14 protein-coding genes and 1 pseudogene are annotated in these 13,704 nt (G+C 54.8%); all 15 read left to right on the top strand.

Annotated elements, in window-relative coordinates; genetic code table 11:
• Nucleotides 1-171: 171 nt before the first annotated feature.
• Nucleotides 172-495 carry a nucleotidyltransferase family protein gene (locus JMJ95_RS07260; protein ID WP_290684076.1) on the top strand — a complete coding sequence of 108 codons (324 nt, stop codon included), beginning with the start codon at nucleotides 172-174 and terminating at the stop codon, nucleotides 493-495.
• Complete coding sequence (locus JMJ95_RS07255) at nucleotides 482-808, top strand: hypothetical protein (protein ID WP_290684074.1); 327 nt, start codon at nucleotides 482-484, stop codon at nucleotides 806-808. Before JMJ95_RS07260 ends, JMJ95_RS07255 begins: the two co-directional genes overlap by 14 nt.
• A gap of 409 nt (nucleotides 809-1,217) precedes the next feature.
• A complete protein-coding gene (locus JMJ95_RS07250) occupies nucleotides 1,218-1,496 on the top strand; it encodes a type II toxin-antitoxin system Phd/YefM family antitoxin (RefSeq protein WP_290684072.1) in 279 nt (92 codons plus the stop codon).
• Nucleotides 1,493-1,831, top strand: coding sequence for a type II toxin-antitoxin system RelE/ParE family toxin (locus tag JMJ95_RS07245; RefSeq protein ID WP_290684070.1), 339 nt, complete (start codon nucleotides 1,493-1,495; stop codon nucleotides 1,829-1,831). The genes JMJ95_RS07250 and JMJ95_RS07245 overlap by 4 nt, the downstream gene beginning before the upstream one ends.
• Before the next feature lie 356 nt (nucleotides 1,832-2,187).
• On the top strand, nucleotides 2,188-2,685 hold the full coding sequence (gene fliW, locus JMJ95_RS07240; protein WP_290684068.1) for a flagellar assembly protein FliW: 498 nt from the start codon (nucleotides 2,188-2,190) through the stop codon (nucleotides 2,683-2,685).
• A gap of 4 nt (nucleotides 2,686-2,689) precedes the next feature.
• Nucleotides 2,690-2,947 carry a carbon storage regulator CsrA gene (csrA, locus tag JMJ95_RS07235; RefSeq protein ID WP_290684066.1) on the top strand — a complete coding sequence of 86 codons (258 nt, stop codon included), beginning with the start codon at nucleotides 2,690-2,692 and terminating at the stop codon, nucleotides 2,945-2,947.
• On the top strand, nucleotides 2,944-5,616 hold the full coding sequence (locus JMJ95_RS07230) for a 6-hydroxymethylpterin diphosphokinase MptE-like protein (protein ID WP_290684064.1): 2,673 nt from the start codon (nucleotides 2,944-2,946) through the stop codon (nucleotides 5,614-5,616). Before csrA ends, JMJ95_RS07230 begins: the two co-directional genes overlap by 4 nt.
• A gap of 121 nt (nucleotides 5,617-5,737) precedes the next feature.
• A complete protein-coding gene (locus tag JMJ95_RS07225; protein ID WP_290684062.1) occupies nucleotides 5,738-8,059 on the top strand; it encodes a flagellin in 2,322 nt (773 codons plus the stop codon).
• A 72-nt stretch (nucleotides 8,060-8,131) separates the two neighbouring features.
• Nucleotides 8,132-8,473: a flagellar protein FlaG gene (locus JMJ95_RS07220; RefSeq protein WP_290684060.1), complete on the top strand. Its 342-nt coding sequence runs from the start codon at nucleotides 8,132-8,134 to the stop codon at nucleotides 8,471-8,473.
• Between the two features lie 123 nt (nucleotides 8,474-8,596).
• Complete coding sequence (locus tag JMJ95_RS07215) at nucleotides 8,597-9,568, top strand: GDP-mannose 4,6-dehydratase (RefSeq protein WP_290684058.1); 972 nt, start codon at nucleotides 8,597-8,599, stop codon at nucleotides 9,566-9,568.
• Nucleotides 9,569-9,580: 12 nt separating this feature from the next.
• On the top strand, nucleotides 9,581-10,684 hold the full coding sequence (locus JMJ95_RS07210; RefSeq protein ID WP_290684056.1) for an aminotransferase class I/II-fold pyridoxal phosphate-dependent enzyme: 1,104 nt from the start codon (nucleotides 9,581-9,583) through the stop codon (nucleotides 10,682-10,684).
• Between the two features lie 4 nt (nucleotides 10,685-10,688).
• Entirely contained in the window at nucleotides 10,689-11,840 is a 1,152-nt protein-coding gene (neuC, locus tag JMJ95_RS07205) for a UDP-N-acetylglucosamine 2-epimerase (protein ID WP_290684054.1), read from the top strand.
• A 4-nt stretch (nucleotides 11,841-11,844) separates the two neighbouring features.
• On the top strand, nucleotides 11,845-12,915 hold the full coding sequence (neuB, locus tag JMJ95_RS07200; RefSeq protein WP_290684052.1) for an N-acetylneuraminate synthase: 1,071 nt from the start codon (nucleotides 11,845-11,847) through the stop codon (nucleotides 12,913-12,915).
• The gene (locus JMJ95_RS07195; protein ID WP_290684050.1) at nucleotides 12,912-13,493 is read left to right on the top strand and encodes an acyltransferase; all 582 of its coding nucleotides are present in this window, start codon (nucleotides 12,912-12,914) and stop codon (nucleotides 13,491-13,493) included. Before neuB ends, JMJ95_RS07195 begins: the two co-directional genes overlap by 4 nt.
• Nucleotides 13,493-13,704, top strand: a pseudogene (locus JMJ95_RS07190) (3-oxoacyl-ACP synthase); the annotation flags it as partial. The gene JMJ95_RS07195 and the pseudogene JMJ95_RS07190, both read left to right, overlap by 1 nt.

Below are 13,704 nucleotides of genomic sequence, written 5' to 3'. Positions count from 1 at the left end.
GCCTGGCCGTCATTGCCAAGATCGTCCAGCCTACCCTGGTGGACTTTTTGAGGTAGAATAGTCGCAGGCTAGTCGTCCCCAACGGGGATTTTGTTGTCATCCTGAGGAGCGAAGCGACGGGAGGATCCGGTTTCAATACCACTGTCAACCGCAGTAAAGGAGCTGAAGAGAATGACCGCTCAACGGCCGGTGGAAGACAAAAAGACCATATTCGCCACCCTGGAGACGATACAAAACGACCTCATAACTCTGGGTGTCGTCTCCATAGGCCTTTTCGGGTCATTCGTCAGAGGTGAACAGAATGACGAAAGCGATGTGGACCTTCTTGTGGAATTCGCGGAAGAAAAGCGAACATTCGATAATTTCATGGACCTTGCCTTTCTCCTGGAATCCCTGTTCGGCAGGAAAGTGGAAATAATCACCCCGGAAGCTATGAGTCCCTATATACTGCCCACTGTGCTGAAAGAAGTGGAGCTGTTTCATGTCGCAGCATGAATATCTGCTCCACATGATGGAAGAAATACGGTTCGTGATCGAGAACACCAATCATCTCAGTTGGGATGAGTTTTCCACTCAACCGGTTTTGAAGCGGGCAGTTGTCAGAAGCCTGGAAATTGTCGGCGAAGCTTTTTGGCAACTTGAGGAGTTGAGAGAAGCGTGTTTCCGGGTTTGTCATCCTGAGGCCGGGTTCATGGCCGATCGCGCAGCATCCCCGAAGGGGGAGGATCTCAGTTTAAGCCCTGTGGGAGCACCCGATCGCGCAGCATCCCCGAAGGGGGAGGATCTCGGTGTTAGTTTGTCATCCTGAGGCCGGGTTCATGGCCGAAGGATCTCAGTTTAGGCCCTGTGGGAGCACCCGATCGCCCAGCATCCCCGAAGGGGGAGGATCTCGGTGTTAGTTTGTCATCCTGAGGCCGGGTTCATGGCCGAAGGATCTCAGTTTAAGCCCTGTGGGAGCACCCGATCGCGCAGCATCCCCGAAGGGGGAGGATCTCGGTTCTGCTTTTGATTCTGCCTCCGCCCCTGCCTTTGTCATCCTGAGGAGCGAAGCGACGTGAGGATCTCGGGTTGGCTTCTCTTTCTGAGTACGCGATCAGAGACCATCCCGCAGGGGAAGGATTTCGATGTTACCCAAGAAGCATCCGCCTTCTTCAAATGTGATACAATTTAATCATTAATCGGAAGATTCCCGGAGCAAGGTAAGGGAGGAATACTTCATGAAATTGGCGGCCAACGTGAAACCAGTAGGTTACCTGAAAGAAAACGCCGACGAGATAGTCCGCACCCTGAGCGAGCGGGGCGGACCTTTGATCATAACCCGTGACGGAGAAGCCAAAGCCGTGATTCAGGACATAAAGGAATTCGAGCGAACCCAGGAAACCCTCACGCTTCTCAAGATCCTCTCTCTGGGGAGAAAGCAAATCGAAGAAGGGAGGGTCCGCCAGGCGGCAGAGGTAGTCTTCGAACTCCGAGAAAGCTTGAAAGACCCTCGATGATTTATGAAGTACTGCTGACGGAGGATGCATCGCAAGACCTGGGCGAAATCTGTCAGTTCATAGCCTCGCACGATGATCCTGCTAAAGCTGAATACGTACTTGCTCAGATAGAAAGTGTCTTCGAGCGTCTCGCCGTTTTCCCTTTTCGAGGCGCCACGCCAGTGGAGCTGCTTGATCTGGGGCTCAGCGACTACCGGGAGGTCTTCTTCAAACCCTACCGGGTTTTTTATACGGTCATCGACAACAGAGTATACGTAGTCGCTATCGTGGATGGCCGCCGGGATTTACGGTCTTACCTGTATCGCCGGATTCTGGGCAAACGTTGCCTTTGGTAGCCGTTTTTTCCGAACGAATGTGATCGCGCAGCATCCCCGAAGGGGAAGGGGTCTCGTTTTTGCTTGTCATCCTGAGGGCGTTTTTTGCCCGAAGGATCTCGGTTTAGGCCCTGTGGGAGCACCTGACCGCGCAGCATCCCCGAAGGGGGAGGATCTCAGTTTAGGCCCTGTGGGAGCACCCGAACGCATAGCATCCCCGAAGGGGGAGGATCTCGGTTCTGCTTTTGATTCTGCCTCCGCCCCTGCCTTTGTCATCCTGAGGAGCGAAGCGACGTGAGGATCTCGCTTTTGTTTTTGAACTTCCCTGCACCAGAAAATCTAGAATCAACAGATATCGTATTCCGGAGGTGCCTTTCGTGCCCGAAAAAATAGAAACCACCCGCTTCGGCCAGTTCACCGTCAATGACGAAGACATGATCTCTTTCCCCAAGGGAATACCGGGGTTCGAAACCCATAAAAAGTGGGCCCTGGCCGGGGAGGACGACAGCCCCATCAAGTGGCTGCAGAGCCTCTCCGACGGCGACGTGGCCCTGCCCGTGGTCGTTCCGCAGACGGTGAAGTCCAACTACAACGCCCGCCTTCCCGAAGGGGAGATCGCCTTACTTGAAACAACGGACGTGGCCGACCTGGCCCTCCTGATCGTCCTCTCCATCCCTCCGGAGGCGCCGTGGGACATGACGGCCAACCTTCGGGCGCCCGTGGTGATCAACCACAAAAAGCGCATCGCCTGCCAGGTCATCGTCCAGAACGAAGAGTACGACGTCCGCACGCCCGTCCTCAGCGACACCATGAGGGAATCCATGCGCCGAAAAGCGGCCTCCGAAACCACCGACGCCGCCGCCCCGGGAGCGTAGCATCATGCTCGTGCTCAGCCGCAAGCCCGGCGAAGCCATACGCATAGGGGACGACATCGAGATATCCGTCGTCGAGGTCCGGGGAGACACGGTACGCATCGGCATCAACGCCCCCCGGAACGTGCCCGTTTTCCGCATGGAACTCCTTGCCGAGGTCGCCAAAACGAACATCGAGTCCGTCAAGGCGGCCCCCCAAGCCATGGACGTGCTCAAAACCCTCCTCCGCAGGGAGGACGATTCAAACGGAGGAGACCCGAAATGAACGACATCCCCGCACTCCTGGAACAGAATCTCCGAACCCTGGAGAAATCCCAGCCGAAGCTGGCTGCCCGCCTGAGGCAGTATATGGATGAACTGCCCGCACTCAAGGAACCGGTCTTTCGGGAGACACCCTCCGGCCGGTGGGTAGAAGGGCTCACGGAAAAGCCCTTTTTCGAGAAGAAAAGCCTCCTTGAAAAACGGAGCAAGACCGCTCCTTCGGCGGTGTACCTGGTCTTCGGCGTCGGATGCGCGCCCTATCTCTTCCACGTCCTTCGCTCCCTGCCCCGGGAAGCCCTCTCCGTGGTGGTCATCGAACCGTCCTTGGATCTGCTGCTCCTGACCCTCTCCCAGACGTCGGTCTTCCAGGCGTTGCCCCAGGGGGCTCGGATCAGCTTCATCATCGACAAAGACAGGATTTTTATCGACGAAGCCTTTGCCTGGAACGTGGTTCCCATCGGCATCTTCCCCGTGAGCAAGGCGGAAGCCATAGCCCATGACGGGCAAAATGAATGGGAATCGATGACGGAACTCAAGAACACCCTGAGGAAAGAGATCATCTACCGGCTCACCATGCTGGGAAACTCCCCCGAGGACACTCTTCTCGGTTTTCGCCACGCGGCGCTGAACACGCCCCGGATTCTCCGGTCGCCCAGAATTGCCGACCTGAGAGAGAACTACGGCGGCAAACCCTTTGTTTGCGTGGCAGCCGGCCCGTCCCTGGAAAAAAACGTCCACCTGCTGAAGGACATCCAGGACAAGTGCGTCATCGTCGCGTGTGATACCGTCCTTTTCCACCTCCTGGAAAAAGGAATTATCCCTCACGTTGTGACCAGCATTGAACGTCCTTATGATACCTATGCGGCCTGGGTTCCCCGTGTGCTGGAGAAGCACCGCGAAACGTGCGAACAGATTCTCCTCCTCTCCCAGTCGGTAAGTTATCCCCTCACCGCCGGACGATGGCCGGGACCGAACATCGTGGTGGGGAAGATGGATGTCCCCGTGGACAGCTGGTTCACCGGCGCCGTTCTGGGGGAGCAGGTACTCTACTCAGGATTATCGGTTGCCCACATGGCTCTCTCCCTTGCTCTCGCATGCGAAGCCCCTTCTGTTGCGCTTATAGGGCAGGATCTCGCCTTTGGCGAGGGGGGTGTTTCCCACGCGTCCGAAACGGTACCTGATACCGCCCTTGCGGTTGAACAGGAGCATCGCAGAAACGGTATCACGGTCCCTGGTGCCCTTGGGGGGATGGTAGAGACGAGTACCATCTGGCTGACCTTCATCCAGATCTTCGAGCGGATGATCGTCAATTTTCCTGGGACGCCCGTGTATGACTGCACCGAGGGCGGCGCTCTCATTGAAGGAACGATTGTAACCCCCTTTGCCGATTTTATAGAGAAAAGAATCATTGATCCGGAATTCGCCGTTTCCCGCTGGGGAGGCCCCGAGACAGAAAAAGAGATTCGGAGCGATCTTTCCGACCGTTTCAGTGGTGCATTTTCGCAGCTGGACCAGCTCGAAAGAAAACTGCAGGAGATGCACAAGGAGATTCAACGGTGCACGGCCCCTGCCCTTCTGCCGGAAAAAAGGCAGGCTTTCGCCTTCAGCACGGCGGGTATTCTCGACCAAATCCACGCCATGAACCCTGTCATATCCTTCATAGGCCAGAGCTACACCCACCTTTCGGGCACCGTCCTGGCGGAGAACCGTTTCCTTGAGACGGTGGAGCAGGTGGAGCGATGGAAACGTCTGCACGAGGAAATAGCGGACTCTCATTCCTTTGCTGTACGCTTTCTTCGTCAATGGCTGGCCTATGCCCGGGATCTGGCGAAGGCGATGACTGACGGGAATTTTACCGACCCTGGGGCTATTGATGGCAATGGCGAAGAGGAGTTTTTAGGACTCTACGCCGGTGCTGCTGAAGGGAACGCTCTTTCTGTGGAACTTTTGGATCTTCTTTCCTGCAAAGACCCCCTCAGGGAAAACTGGTCGCCCGATGGGCTTTGGAAGGCGGCTCTCGTCCTGTTCCTCCAGGGAAGGGCCGACGAGGCCGGCAGGTTCATGAAAAAGGCCTATGATAGCCTGGAAGGGACGGAACTGCCGACAGAAACCATCGGAGCTTTTTTCAAGGACTGGGGTAAAATGGCCGCTGCCGATGACCTGTGCGTCTTCCCCCAGACGGAAGAAGCTGCCGCTCTTTTTGCCAACGCGAAAGAATACCTGCCCGATGACCCGGAGATTCCCGCGCTGCAGAAAGCAGTCATGGGAAGGCGGAAAAACCTGGTTCTCGAGTTTCAAAAAATGCGACATAACCAAAAAGACGAGCTCTCTATCTTGCTGCAGCGGAATGCGGCTGAAAACGCCCTTCTTGAAGGAGACCTGTACAAAGCTCTCACGGTAGTTGATAAACTTGTATGGGACAATCTGGATCTTTTCCCGGCATCAGGAGTTTTGTATCTGCAGTGGCTTATGAAGACCGCCGCAAATTGCACTGAGGCTGCTGACAAAAAGATTGCGGATTGCTCTGTCGAAATTCTTGACAGAATCATTTCGAAGCTTCCCCTTCTGCTCGAAAGAAAAATCAATTTCCCTGTAGAATTTCTCTCCTATATGACCAGAAAAGGTATAAAGTTTTCCATGGATCCGTCCGATATCCAAACGGGTGATCAATAAACACATATCAGGAGGTGAAGTCTTTCCCGCAGAAGAAGAATAGCGAAGCTAAAAAAACGAAAGCAGTTCGGTTCCAGCATCTGGGCATGGAAGCCCGGAACAAAACAAGGAGGTTACGAATATGAGAATTTACCACAATATCCCTGCGCTTTTCGCGTACAATTCCCTTTCTGGGACAAACTCTTCCCTTCAGAAGTCCATTGAGAAACTGTCCTCCGGTCTCCGGATCAACAGCGCAGCCGACGACGCCGCAGGCCTTGCCATAAGCGAGAAAATGCGCGCCCAGGTCCGGGGCCTCGACATGGCTGTCCGGAACAGCCAGGACGGCATCTCCATGATCCAGACCGCTGAAGGCGCCCTGAACGAGACCCACTCCATCCTCCAGCGCATGCGCGAGCTTTCCGTCCAGGCGGCCAACGACACCCTCACCAGCCAGGACCGGAGCTACATCCAGCTCGAAGTTGACCAGCTCAAGGAAGAAGTCACCAGGATCGCCACCACCACCCAGTTCAACAAGAAGAAGCTGCTCGACGGCAGCGCGTCCGTGCTGTGGTCCTCCGACAAGCTGGAGACCAAGGCCCTCGTCAGGGGTGCCCTGCGCCAGGTCGACCAGTTCGGCCAGAAGTCGGCCGCCGAGGGCAACTTCAAGATCAGCATCATCGCCGATCCCGGCGAGGCCCAGATCCAGAAGAGCGACATCTTCAAGATCAAGCATGACAACGTGATCATGAACGTCACGAAGAACGAGGCCGCCGGCGTTCAGAGCATCCGGGTGGATAGTCTGCCGGCGGGAACGTATAATATAACCCAGGCTTCAGGAACAAACGCAAGGTCAATATCACTCCTGCAGAAATTTGGAACGACAGCTGTGCTTCAGGTAAATACTACTGCTGCTGCTGCTGGGAATGTTGGCGGAGCTTCCATTTTCCTTGAAGTTGTGTCGGTTAATACCGGCACCAATCAGGTTTCTTTTCGCGCAACCAGCAATATTCTCAAACAGGATGGTACAGTAGATACAAAGGTAAATGATAATCTATTGGTGGGAGCCACTGCTGTTACCCTAGCCTCACTCGGTTTGAACGGCACAAAGGTATCTATGAGTGCTGGAGGAGGTGCATCCTCCTACTCAATCGGAGATAAAATCGTTCTTGGGTATGTCGCTTCTGGTGTTGCCACAGATGCGATTGTGACCATCGCCGGAAAGACTAATCCTGAATGGTTCGGCACCTGGGGTAATACTGCCGGACAGGATCTTAAAAACAGAGTTTTTATCCTTCAGGATTCTGCAGTGGCGGGCAAGGATGTCCACTTCCGGAACTTTTACCTGAATACCGCCAACGGCACCCTCTATGAGTCCGATATCGTCCTGCAGTTGAACGATAATTTCTCTTACGCCAAGGCAGTCCTCGCCGGTTTCGAAGCCGCCTATGTGGGCCAGGTGGCCAAGGGCGACGTGCAGCTCCGCGACCTCGACAAGTTCTGGGACGCCAACGGCAGGTTCATGATCGAGGATCCCCAGAACATCACCATAACCCAGGGTGACGGCAAACAGGCCGTGGTGACCCTGAACTCCACCGACACTCTTCGGGACATCGAGTTCAAGCTCAACAACGCTGTCGCCTTCGGCCTCGGCCAGGCGCAGTACCTCGACAGCAATACCGACCGGTTCGTGGACTTCGTTGAAGATTCGACCTACAACACCCCCGAATCCGTGGACGGCACCTTCGTCATCCGTTCCGCCATCGCCGGCAAGGCGGGCGAGCTGAACTTCGCGGGCGACGAGGACATCATCAAGGCCCTCAGCCTCAACGTGATCCAGGATTCCAGCGAGAGCCAGTACCGGGTGAGCATCAACGACGCCCACAACGGTGCCACCATCGCCTCCAACGTGAAGGTCACCGGCAACATGCTCTTCGGCGTGATTCACGAGAACGTGGACGTGGAGTTCGACGCCATGGCCAACACGAAGGTGGAGTGGTCCGAGAGCGCCCTCGGCTTCAGACTTGCCCGTGACGAGGGCATTTACGAGACGGTTGTCCACCTTGCGGACAACACCACCGTCTTCCAGATCGGCGCCAACGAGAAGGAAGACATGGGTGTCGACATCGGCGACATGAGTGCCAAGGCCCTTGGCATCAACAACGTGCTCGTCACCGACCGCGAGTCCGCAGCCCGCTCCATCACCGTCATCGACAGCGCCATCGACCGGGTCTCCGGCCAGAGGGCCAAGCTCGGCGCCTACCAGAACAGGCTGGAGCACACCATCAACAACCTGACCGTCGCCGGCACGAACCTCCAGGCAGCCGAGAGCCGCATCCGCGACCTCGACATGGCGAAGGAAATGATGAACTTCACGAAGCTGAACATCCTGATGCAGGCCGGCAACTCCATGCTTGCCCAGGCGAACCAGCTTCCCCAGAACGTGCTGCAGCTCCTCCGGTAATTCTCTAGCGCGCTACAGAAAGAGGGGAGTTTTCTCCCCTCTTTTTCCTAGAGACAGGGAGGTGCTGATGCCATGGAAATCCTTCGTTCAACCGTTTCGCAGGGTTCACCGGAGAAGGCCCCGGCCGTTGGAAAAGTTTCCGAAGTACCTGTTCCGAAAAAAACTGCGGAGCCTCCGGTAAAACCGGTATCCGAGGAGCAGGTGCAGGACGCCGTCGACCAGGCGAACAAGTTGGCGGTGGCTTTCGACCGGAGCCTGAAGTACGAGTACAGGAAAGAGGCGGATATCTACCAGGTGTCGGTCATCGACACCTCCAAAGATGAAGTGGTCCGGAAGATTCCGCCCGACGAGGTAGTCCGGTTCATGGAGAACATCAGGGAGCTTTTCGGTGCTCTTCTCGATGTGAACGCGTGATATTTGCGATGTACTGCCAGAGGCGGCCGCGAAAACGGCAGCCTCTTTATTTTTTTCCGTAAACGGACGATACTGGATAGGGAACATAATTTTCCTGAAGGGTCCAAAAACGGGGGAAACCATATGAAAATATGTATCACGGGGGCCGGGGGATTCATCGGTTCGCACCTGGCCGAAAAACTGGCGGAGCAGGGCCACGAAGTTCGGGCCTTTCTTCGGTATAACTCGAAAAATTCCTGGGGATGGCTTGAGGAGTCCGGATACGCCAAAGAAATGGACATCGTTTCGGGAGATATCCGGGATTTTGACCTTGTTCGGCAGGCCGTTCATGGTTGCGATCGGGTCTTTCACCTTGCGGCCCTCATAGGCATTCCCTATTCCTACGTTTCTCCCCTGGCCTACGTGAAGACCAACGTGGAGGGGACCTACAACGTTCTTCAGGCCGCCCGGGAGTGCGGAGTGGAGCGGGTCATCCACACCTCCACCAGCGAGGTCTACGGAACGGCCCAATATGTCCCCATCGACGAAGGGCACCCCATAAACCCTCAGTCCCCCTATTCGGCCACCAAGGCTTCGGCGGATTACCTCGCCCTCTCCTATTATCGCTCTTTCGGCCTCCCCGTGACGGTGGTCCGTCCTTTCAACACCTACGGCCCAAGGCAGTCGGCGCGGGCTATCATCCCCACCATTGTCAGCCAGCTCCTTGACAGCAGGGAGGAAATATCCCTGGGAAACATCACACCCACCAGGGATCTGACCTTCGTGGACGATACGGTCCGGGGATTCCTGGCCGCGTCGGAAGCTTCCGGCGCTGTGGGGGAGGTACTGAACCTCGGCACGGGGACGGAAATTTCCGTGGGAGACCTCGCCCTCCTCATCGGGAAAATCATGGGGAAATCTTTCAGCATAATTTCTGATGACCAGCGGATCCGCCCTGAGAAGAGCGAGGTGGAGCGGCTGCTTTCGAATCCGTCGAGGATGAACGCCCTTACGGGGTGGAAGGCCGCCGTTTCCCTCGAGGAAGGGCTGGAACGCACTGTCGGATGGATGAAGGACCGCAGGGCGCTCTACAAAAGCGGCATCTATAACGTATAGAAGGTGAAGGACATGTTCCTGCTTCTTGATGCGCCGAACCTCGGCGGGGCGGAAAAAGCGAAGCTCGTGGAGTGCGTGGATTCCACCTATGTTTCCACCGCAGGCCCTTTCGTGCCGGAGTTCGAGGAGCGGTTCGCCCGGTACCTCGGGACGGAGGACTGTGTGTCCGTCCAAAGCGGTACCGCCGCCCTTCACATCGCCCTCGCCGAGGCGGGGGTGGGACCGGGGGACGAGGTCATCGTTCCCGCCCTTTCCTTTGCCGCTTCGGTCAACCCGGTTCTGTACACCGGGGCGACCCCTGTGCTTGTTGACGTGGACCCCGAAACCTGGACCCTTGATCCCGGACTGACGGAGGCCGCCGTTACATCCAGAACCCGGGCGATTCTGCCGGTCCATCTCTACGGCAACCTCTGCAACATGGACAGCCTTGGAAGGATTGCGGAAGAGTGGGGGCTCTTCCTTATCGAAGACGCCACCGAGAGCCTGGGAGGAACGTGGAAAGGGAAACCCTCCGGAACCCTGGGGAATTTCGGCTGCTTCAGCTTCAACGGAAACAAGCTCATCACCACCGGCGGGGGAGGCATGGTCGTGGCCCGGGACAGGGAGCGGATGAACCACATCCGCTTTCTCGTCAACCAGGCACGGGATGCGTCAAAAGGATATTTCCACCCTGAAATGGGGTACAACTACCGCATGACGAACCTGGAGGCGGCCCTCGGCCTTGCCCAGATGGAGCGCATCGACCTTTTTCTGGAAAAAAAGAGATCCTTTGCCCGGATCTACCGGGAAGTTCTTGCCGGACTTCCGGAGGTGAGCTTCCAGAAAGAGCTTCCGGGAGCGCAGAGTGCCTGGTGGCTTCCGTCATTCACCCTTTCCGGCGGCGCCATCCCGGAACTCCAGGAAAAACTTCGGAAAAAAGGTGTTCCCACCCGAAGGCTTTTTTCTCCGTTGCACACATACCCTTACCTTAAAGATTTCTGCAGATTTTCCTATCCTCAGGCCGAGCGTATCTTCGAGGAGGGCATCAACCTTCCCGCTTCCACGGTCAACGACGAAGAATCCACCCTCCGGGCGGCGGAGAGTATCCGTGATGCCGTCCTTTCCATGAGAAGGTGAGGCAATGGCCCGAAAAATCGCCGTCATAACGGCCACGAGGGCTGAATACGGTCTGCTCAGCCCGTTGATGAAGGAAATTCAGACCGACCCGGACCTGGAGTTGCAGGTCATCGTCACCGGTGCACACCTGTCGCCCGAGTTCGGCCTGACGTGGAAGGAGATCGAAGAAGACGGCTTTCCTATCCACAAAAGGGTGGAGATGCTCCTCTCCGGAGATTCACCCGTTGCAGTGACCAAGTCCCTTGGCGTCGGCATCATTGGTTTCGCCGATGCTCTTTCTGAATTGAAGCCGGATATTCTGGTCATTTTGGGCGACCGGTACGAGATGCTCGGCGCCGCTGCTGCAGGAGTGCTTGCAGGAGTACCGGTCGCACATCTGTATGGTGGAGAAGTAACACTCGGAGCTTACGACGATGCTTTTCGTCACGCCATCACCAAGATGAGTTCTATCCACTTTGTGGCTCATGAAGACTACCGGCGGCGGGTGATCCAGATGGGTGAGGTCCCTGATTCAGTCTTCGTAGTCGGCCCTGCGTGCCTCGACGGGATCAGGGAGACGGAACTGCCGGGCAGGAAAGAACTGGAGCAGCACCTCGGCATTCCCCTTTCATCACCTCTGTTCATCGTGACTTATCATCCGGAGACCCGTTCGGATTTACCTTCGTCAGAGCAGGTGGAACGCCTCCTCGCGGCGTTGGACCGTTTCCCGTCGGCGACTATGGTCTTCACCGGAGCCAACGCCGACACCGACGGGAGGATCATCAACGAGCGGATCATCGAATTCTGCGCCCTCGCTCCCCAAAAACGGGTCTTTGTCCAGTCCCTCGGGAGGAAGCGGTACTGGGGGATGCTCTCGATTGCAGACGCCGTAATCGGCAACTCATCCAGCGGGATTACGGAAGCTCCGTTCCTAGGTGTCCCGGTGGTTAATGTCGGAGGAAGGCAGGAAGGGCGGCTTCAGGGCGATAATGTAATCGACTGTCCGTGTAAGGCCGAAAGACTTGAGCTTGCGGTACATCAGGCTCTTGCTTGTGGTAGACAACACTTAAAAAGAATATATAACTCTATTAATCCTGCGAAATCAATATGCTCCCAACTTAAGAACACCAAATTTGAAAAAGTGAAATGCTTTTTTGATATCCATTGGACGGAGTGAGAATATGAGCGTCTATATAATTGCCGAAGCTGGTGTCAATCACAACGGATCTCTGGATATGGCTCTGAAACTTATAGATTGCGCTTCTGAAGCTGGAGCTGACGCAGTAAAGTTTCAGACATTCCGCGCAGAAAAGGTAATCTCTGAATATGCGCCGAAGGCAGAATATCAAACGCTCGCCACCGGCAAGAACCAATCGCAGCTCGAAATGGTGCGACCTCTCGAACTTGGTGCGGAGGCCCATTATGCATTGAAAAAACGATGTAATGAGCGAAAAATCAATTTTCTGTCCACTCCCTTCGACGAAGATAGCGTTGACTTTTTGGCTCACAGCCTTGGGCTTCGAACATTGAAAATACCTTCCGGAGAGATCACAAACGCTCCTCTTCTGCTTCGTGCTGCAAGGACGGGTTGTTCCATTATCATGTCAACCGGGATGAGCACTCTGGGAGAAATAGAGGAAGCTCTCGGTGTTTTGGCGTTTGGTTTTCTTAATAATGAAACACCTCCTTCTCGGGACGCTTTCTGTAAGGCGTTCTTTTCAAAAGAGGGACAGAATGTATTGAAGCAAAGGGTTTCGCTTCTTCACTGCACAACTGAGTATCCCGCCCCTTTCAGTGAAGTAAATCTAAGGGTTCTTGAAACCTTAAGACAGGCTTTTGGGCTTCCCGTAGGATATTCAGATCATACGGAGGGCATTGCTGTACCTATTGCGGCTGCTGCGTTAGGGGCAAGTATAATAGAAAAACACTTCACCCTTGACAAGGGACTCCCTGGCCCGGATCACAAGGCCTCACTTGAACCGGACGAACTATCGATAATGGTTTACAGCATACGTAAAGTTGAAGATGCTCTGGGAGACGGCAAAAAAATACCAACATTTTCTGAGTTAAAGAACCAATCAATTGCAAGGAAAAGTCTTGTGGCAAAGCAGGAAATATCCCAGGGCGTTCCTTTTAGCGAAAACAATATTACTGCTAAAAGACCTGGTGATGGTATTTCTCCCATGCTTTTTTGGGATCTTATTGGGAAAAAAGCAAGCAGATACTTTCTGAAGGATGAAAAAATTCAATGAGGGGAAAAAAAGGAAATGATGCCTTCTGGAGCCTCGATGAACTTCGTTCTTTTGGTTTTGCTAGTTTTGGCGAAGATGTCCAAATAAGTAAACATGCTTTGATTTATCAGCCCCACCTTATCTCGATCGGAAATAATGTCAGAATAGATGATTTTGCCAAGCTGAACGGGAAAATAACTATTGGTTCCAATATCCATATAGCTTCTTTTGTTTGCCTGATGGGGAGCTACGGCATAACTTTGAAGGATTATGCTCAAGTTTCACTGAGAGCTACACTTCTCTCGGCGACGGACGATTTCTCCGGGGAATTCTTAGTTGGGCCTCAGATACCTTCACAATACAGAAAAATATCCGGAGGAGAAATTGTTCTTGAAAAACATGCCCTCGTAGGGGCAGGAAGCATGATTTTCCCCGGAGTGACTCTCAGGGAGGGAACCGCTGTTGGCGCAATGAGTCTTGTCATGCGCAGCACGAAAAAATGGACCGTCTATTTCGGAAATCCTGCCGTTGCAGTAAAGGAAAGAAGCCGGAACATGCTGGAACTGGAAAAGCTCATGAATGCAGAGGCGAATGGTTAATGAAGCTCTCATATTACCTGCCTTCCTCTTCTTTGGATAATGACAAAATAGCATCACACTACAACGACCCCAAATGGTCGGCGCCGAAGATCTACCGCAAGACCGGCATCCGCTCACGCCATGTGGTCAAGGATGAACTTGTCTCTGACCTTGCAGTGGGAGCCGCCGAGCGTCTTTTCAGTGAGTACGGAATCGACCGGAGCACCGTCGA

It is taken from the genome of Aminivibrio sp. (assembly GCF_016756745.1).
GTDB lineage: Bacteria > Synergistota > Synergistia > Synergistales > Aminobacteriaceae > Aminivibrio.
The sequence above is the reverse complement of the archived record's forward strand: the minus strand, read 5'-3'. Positions and strand labels throughout refer to the sequence as shown.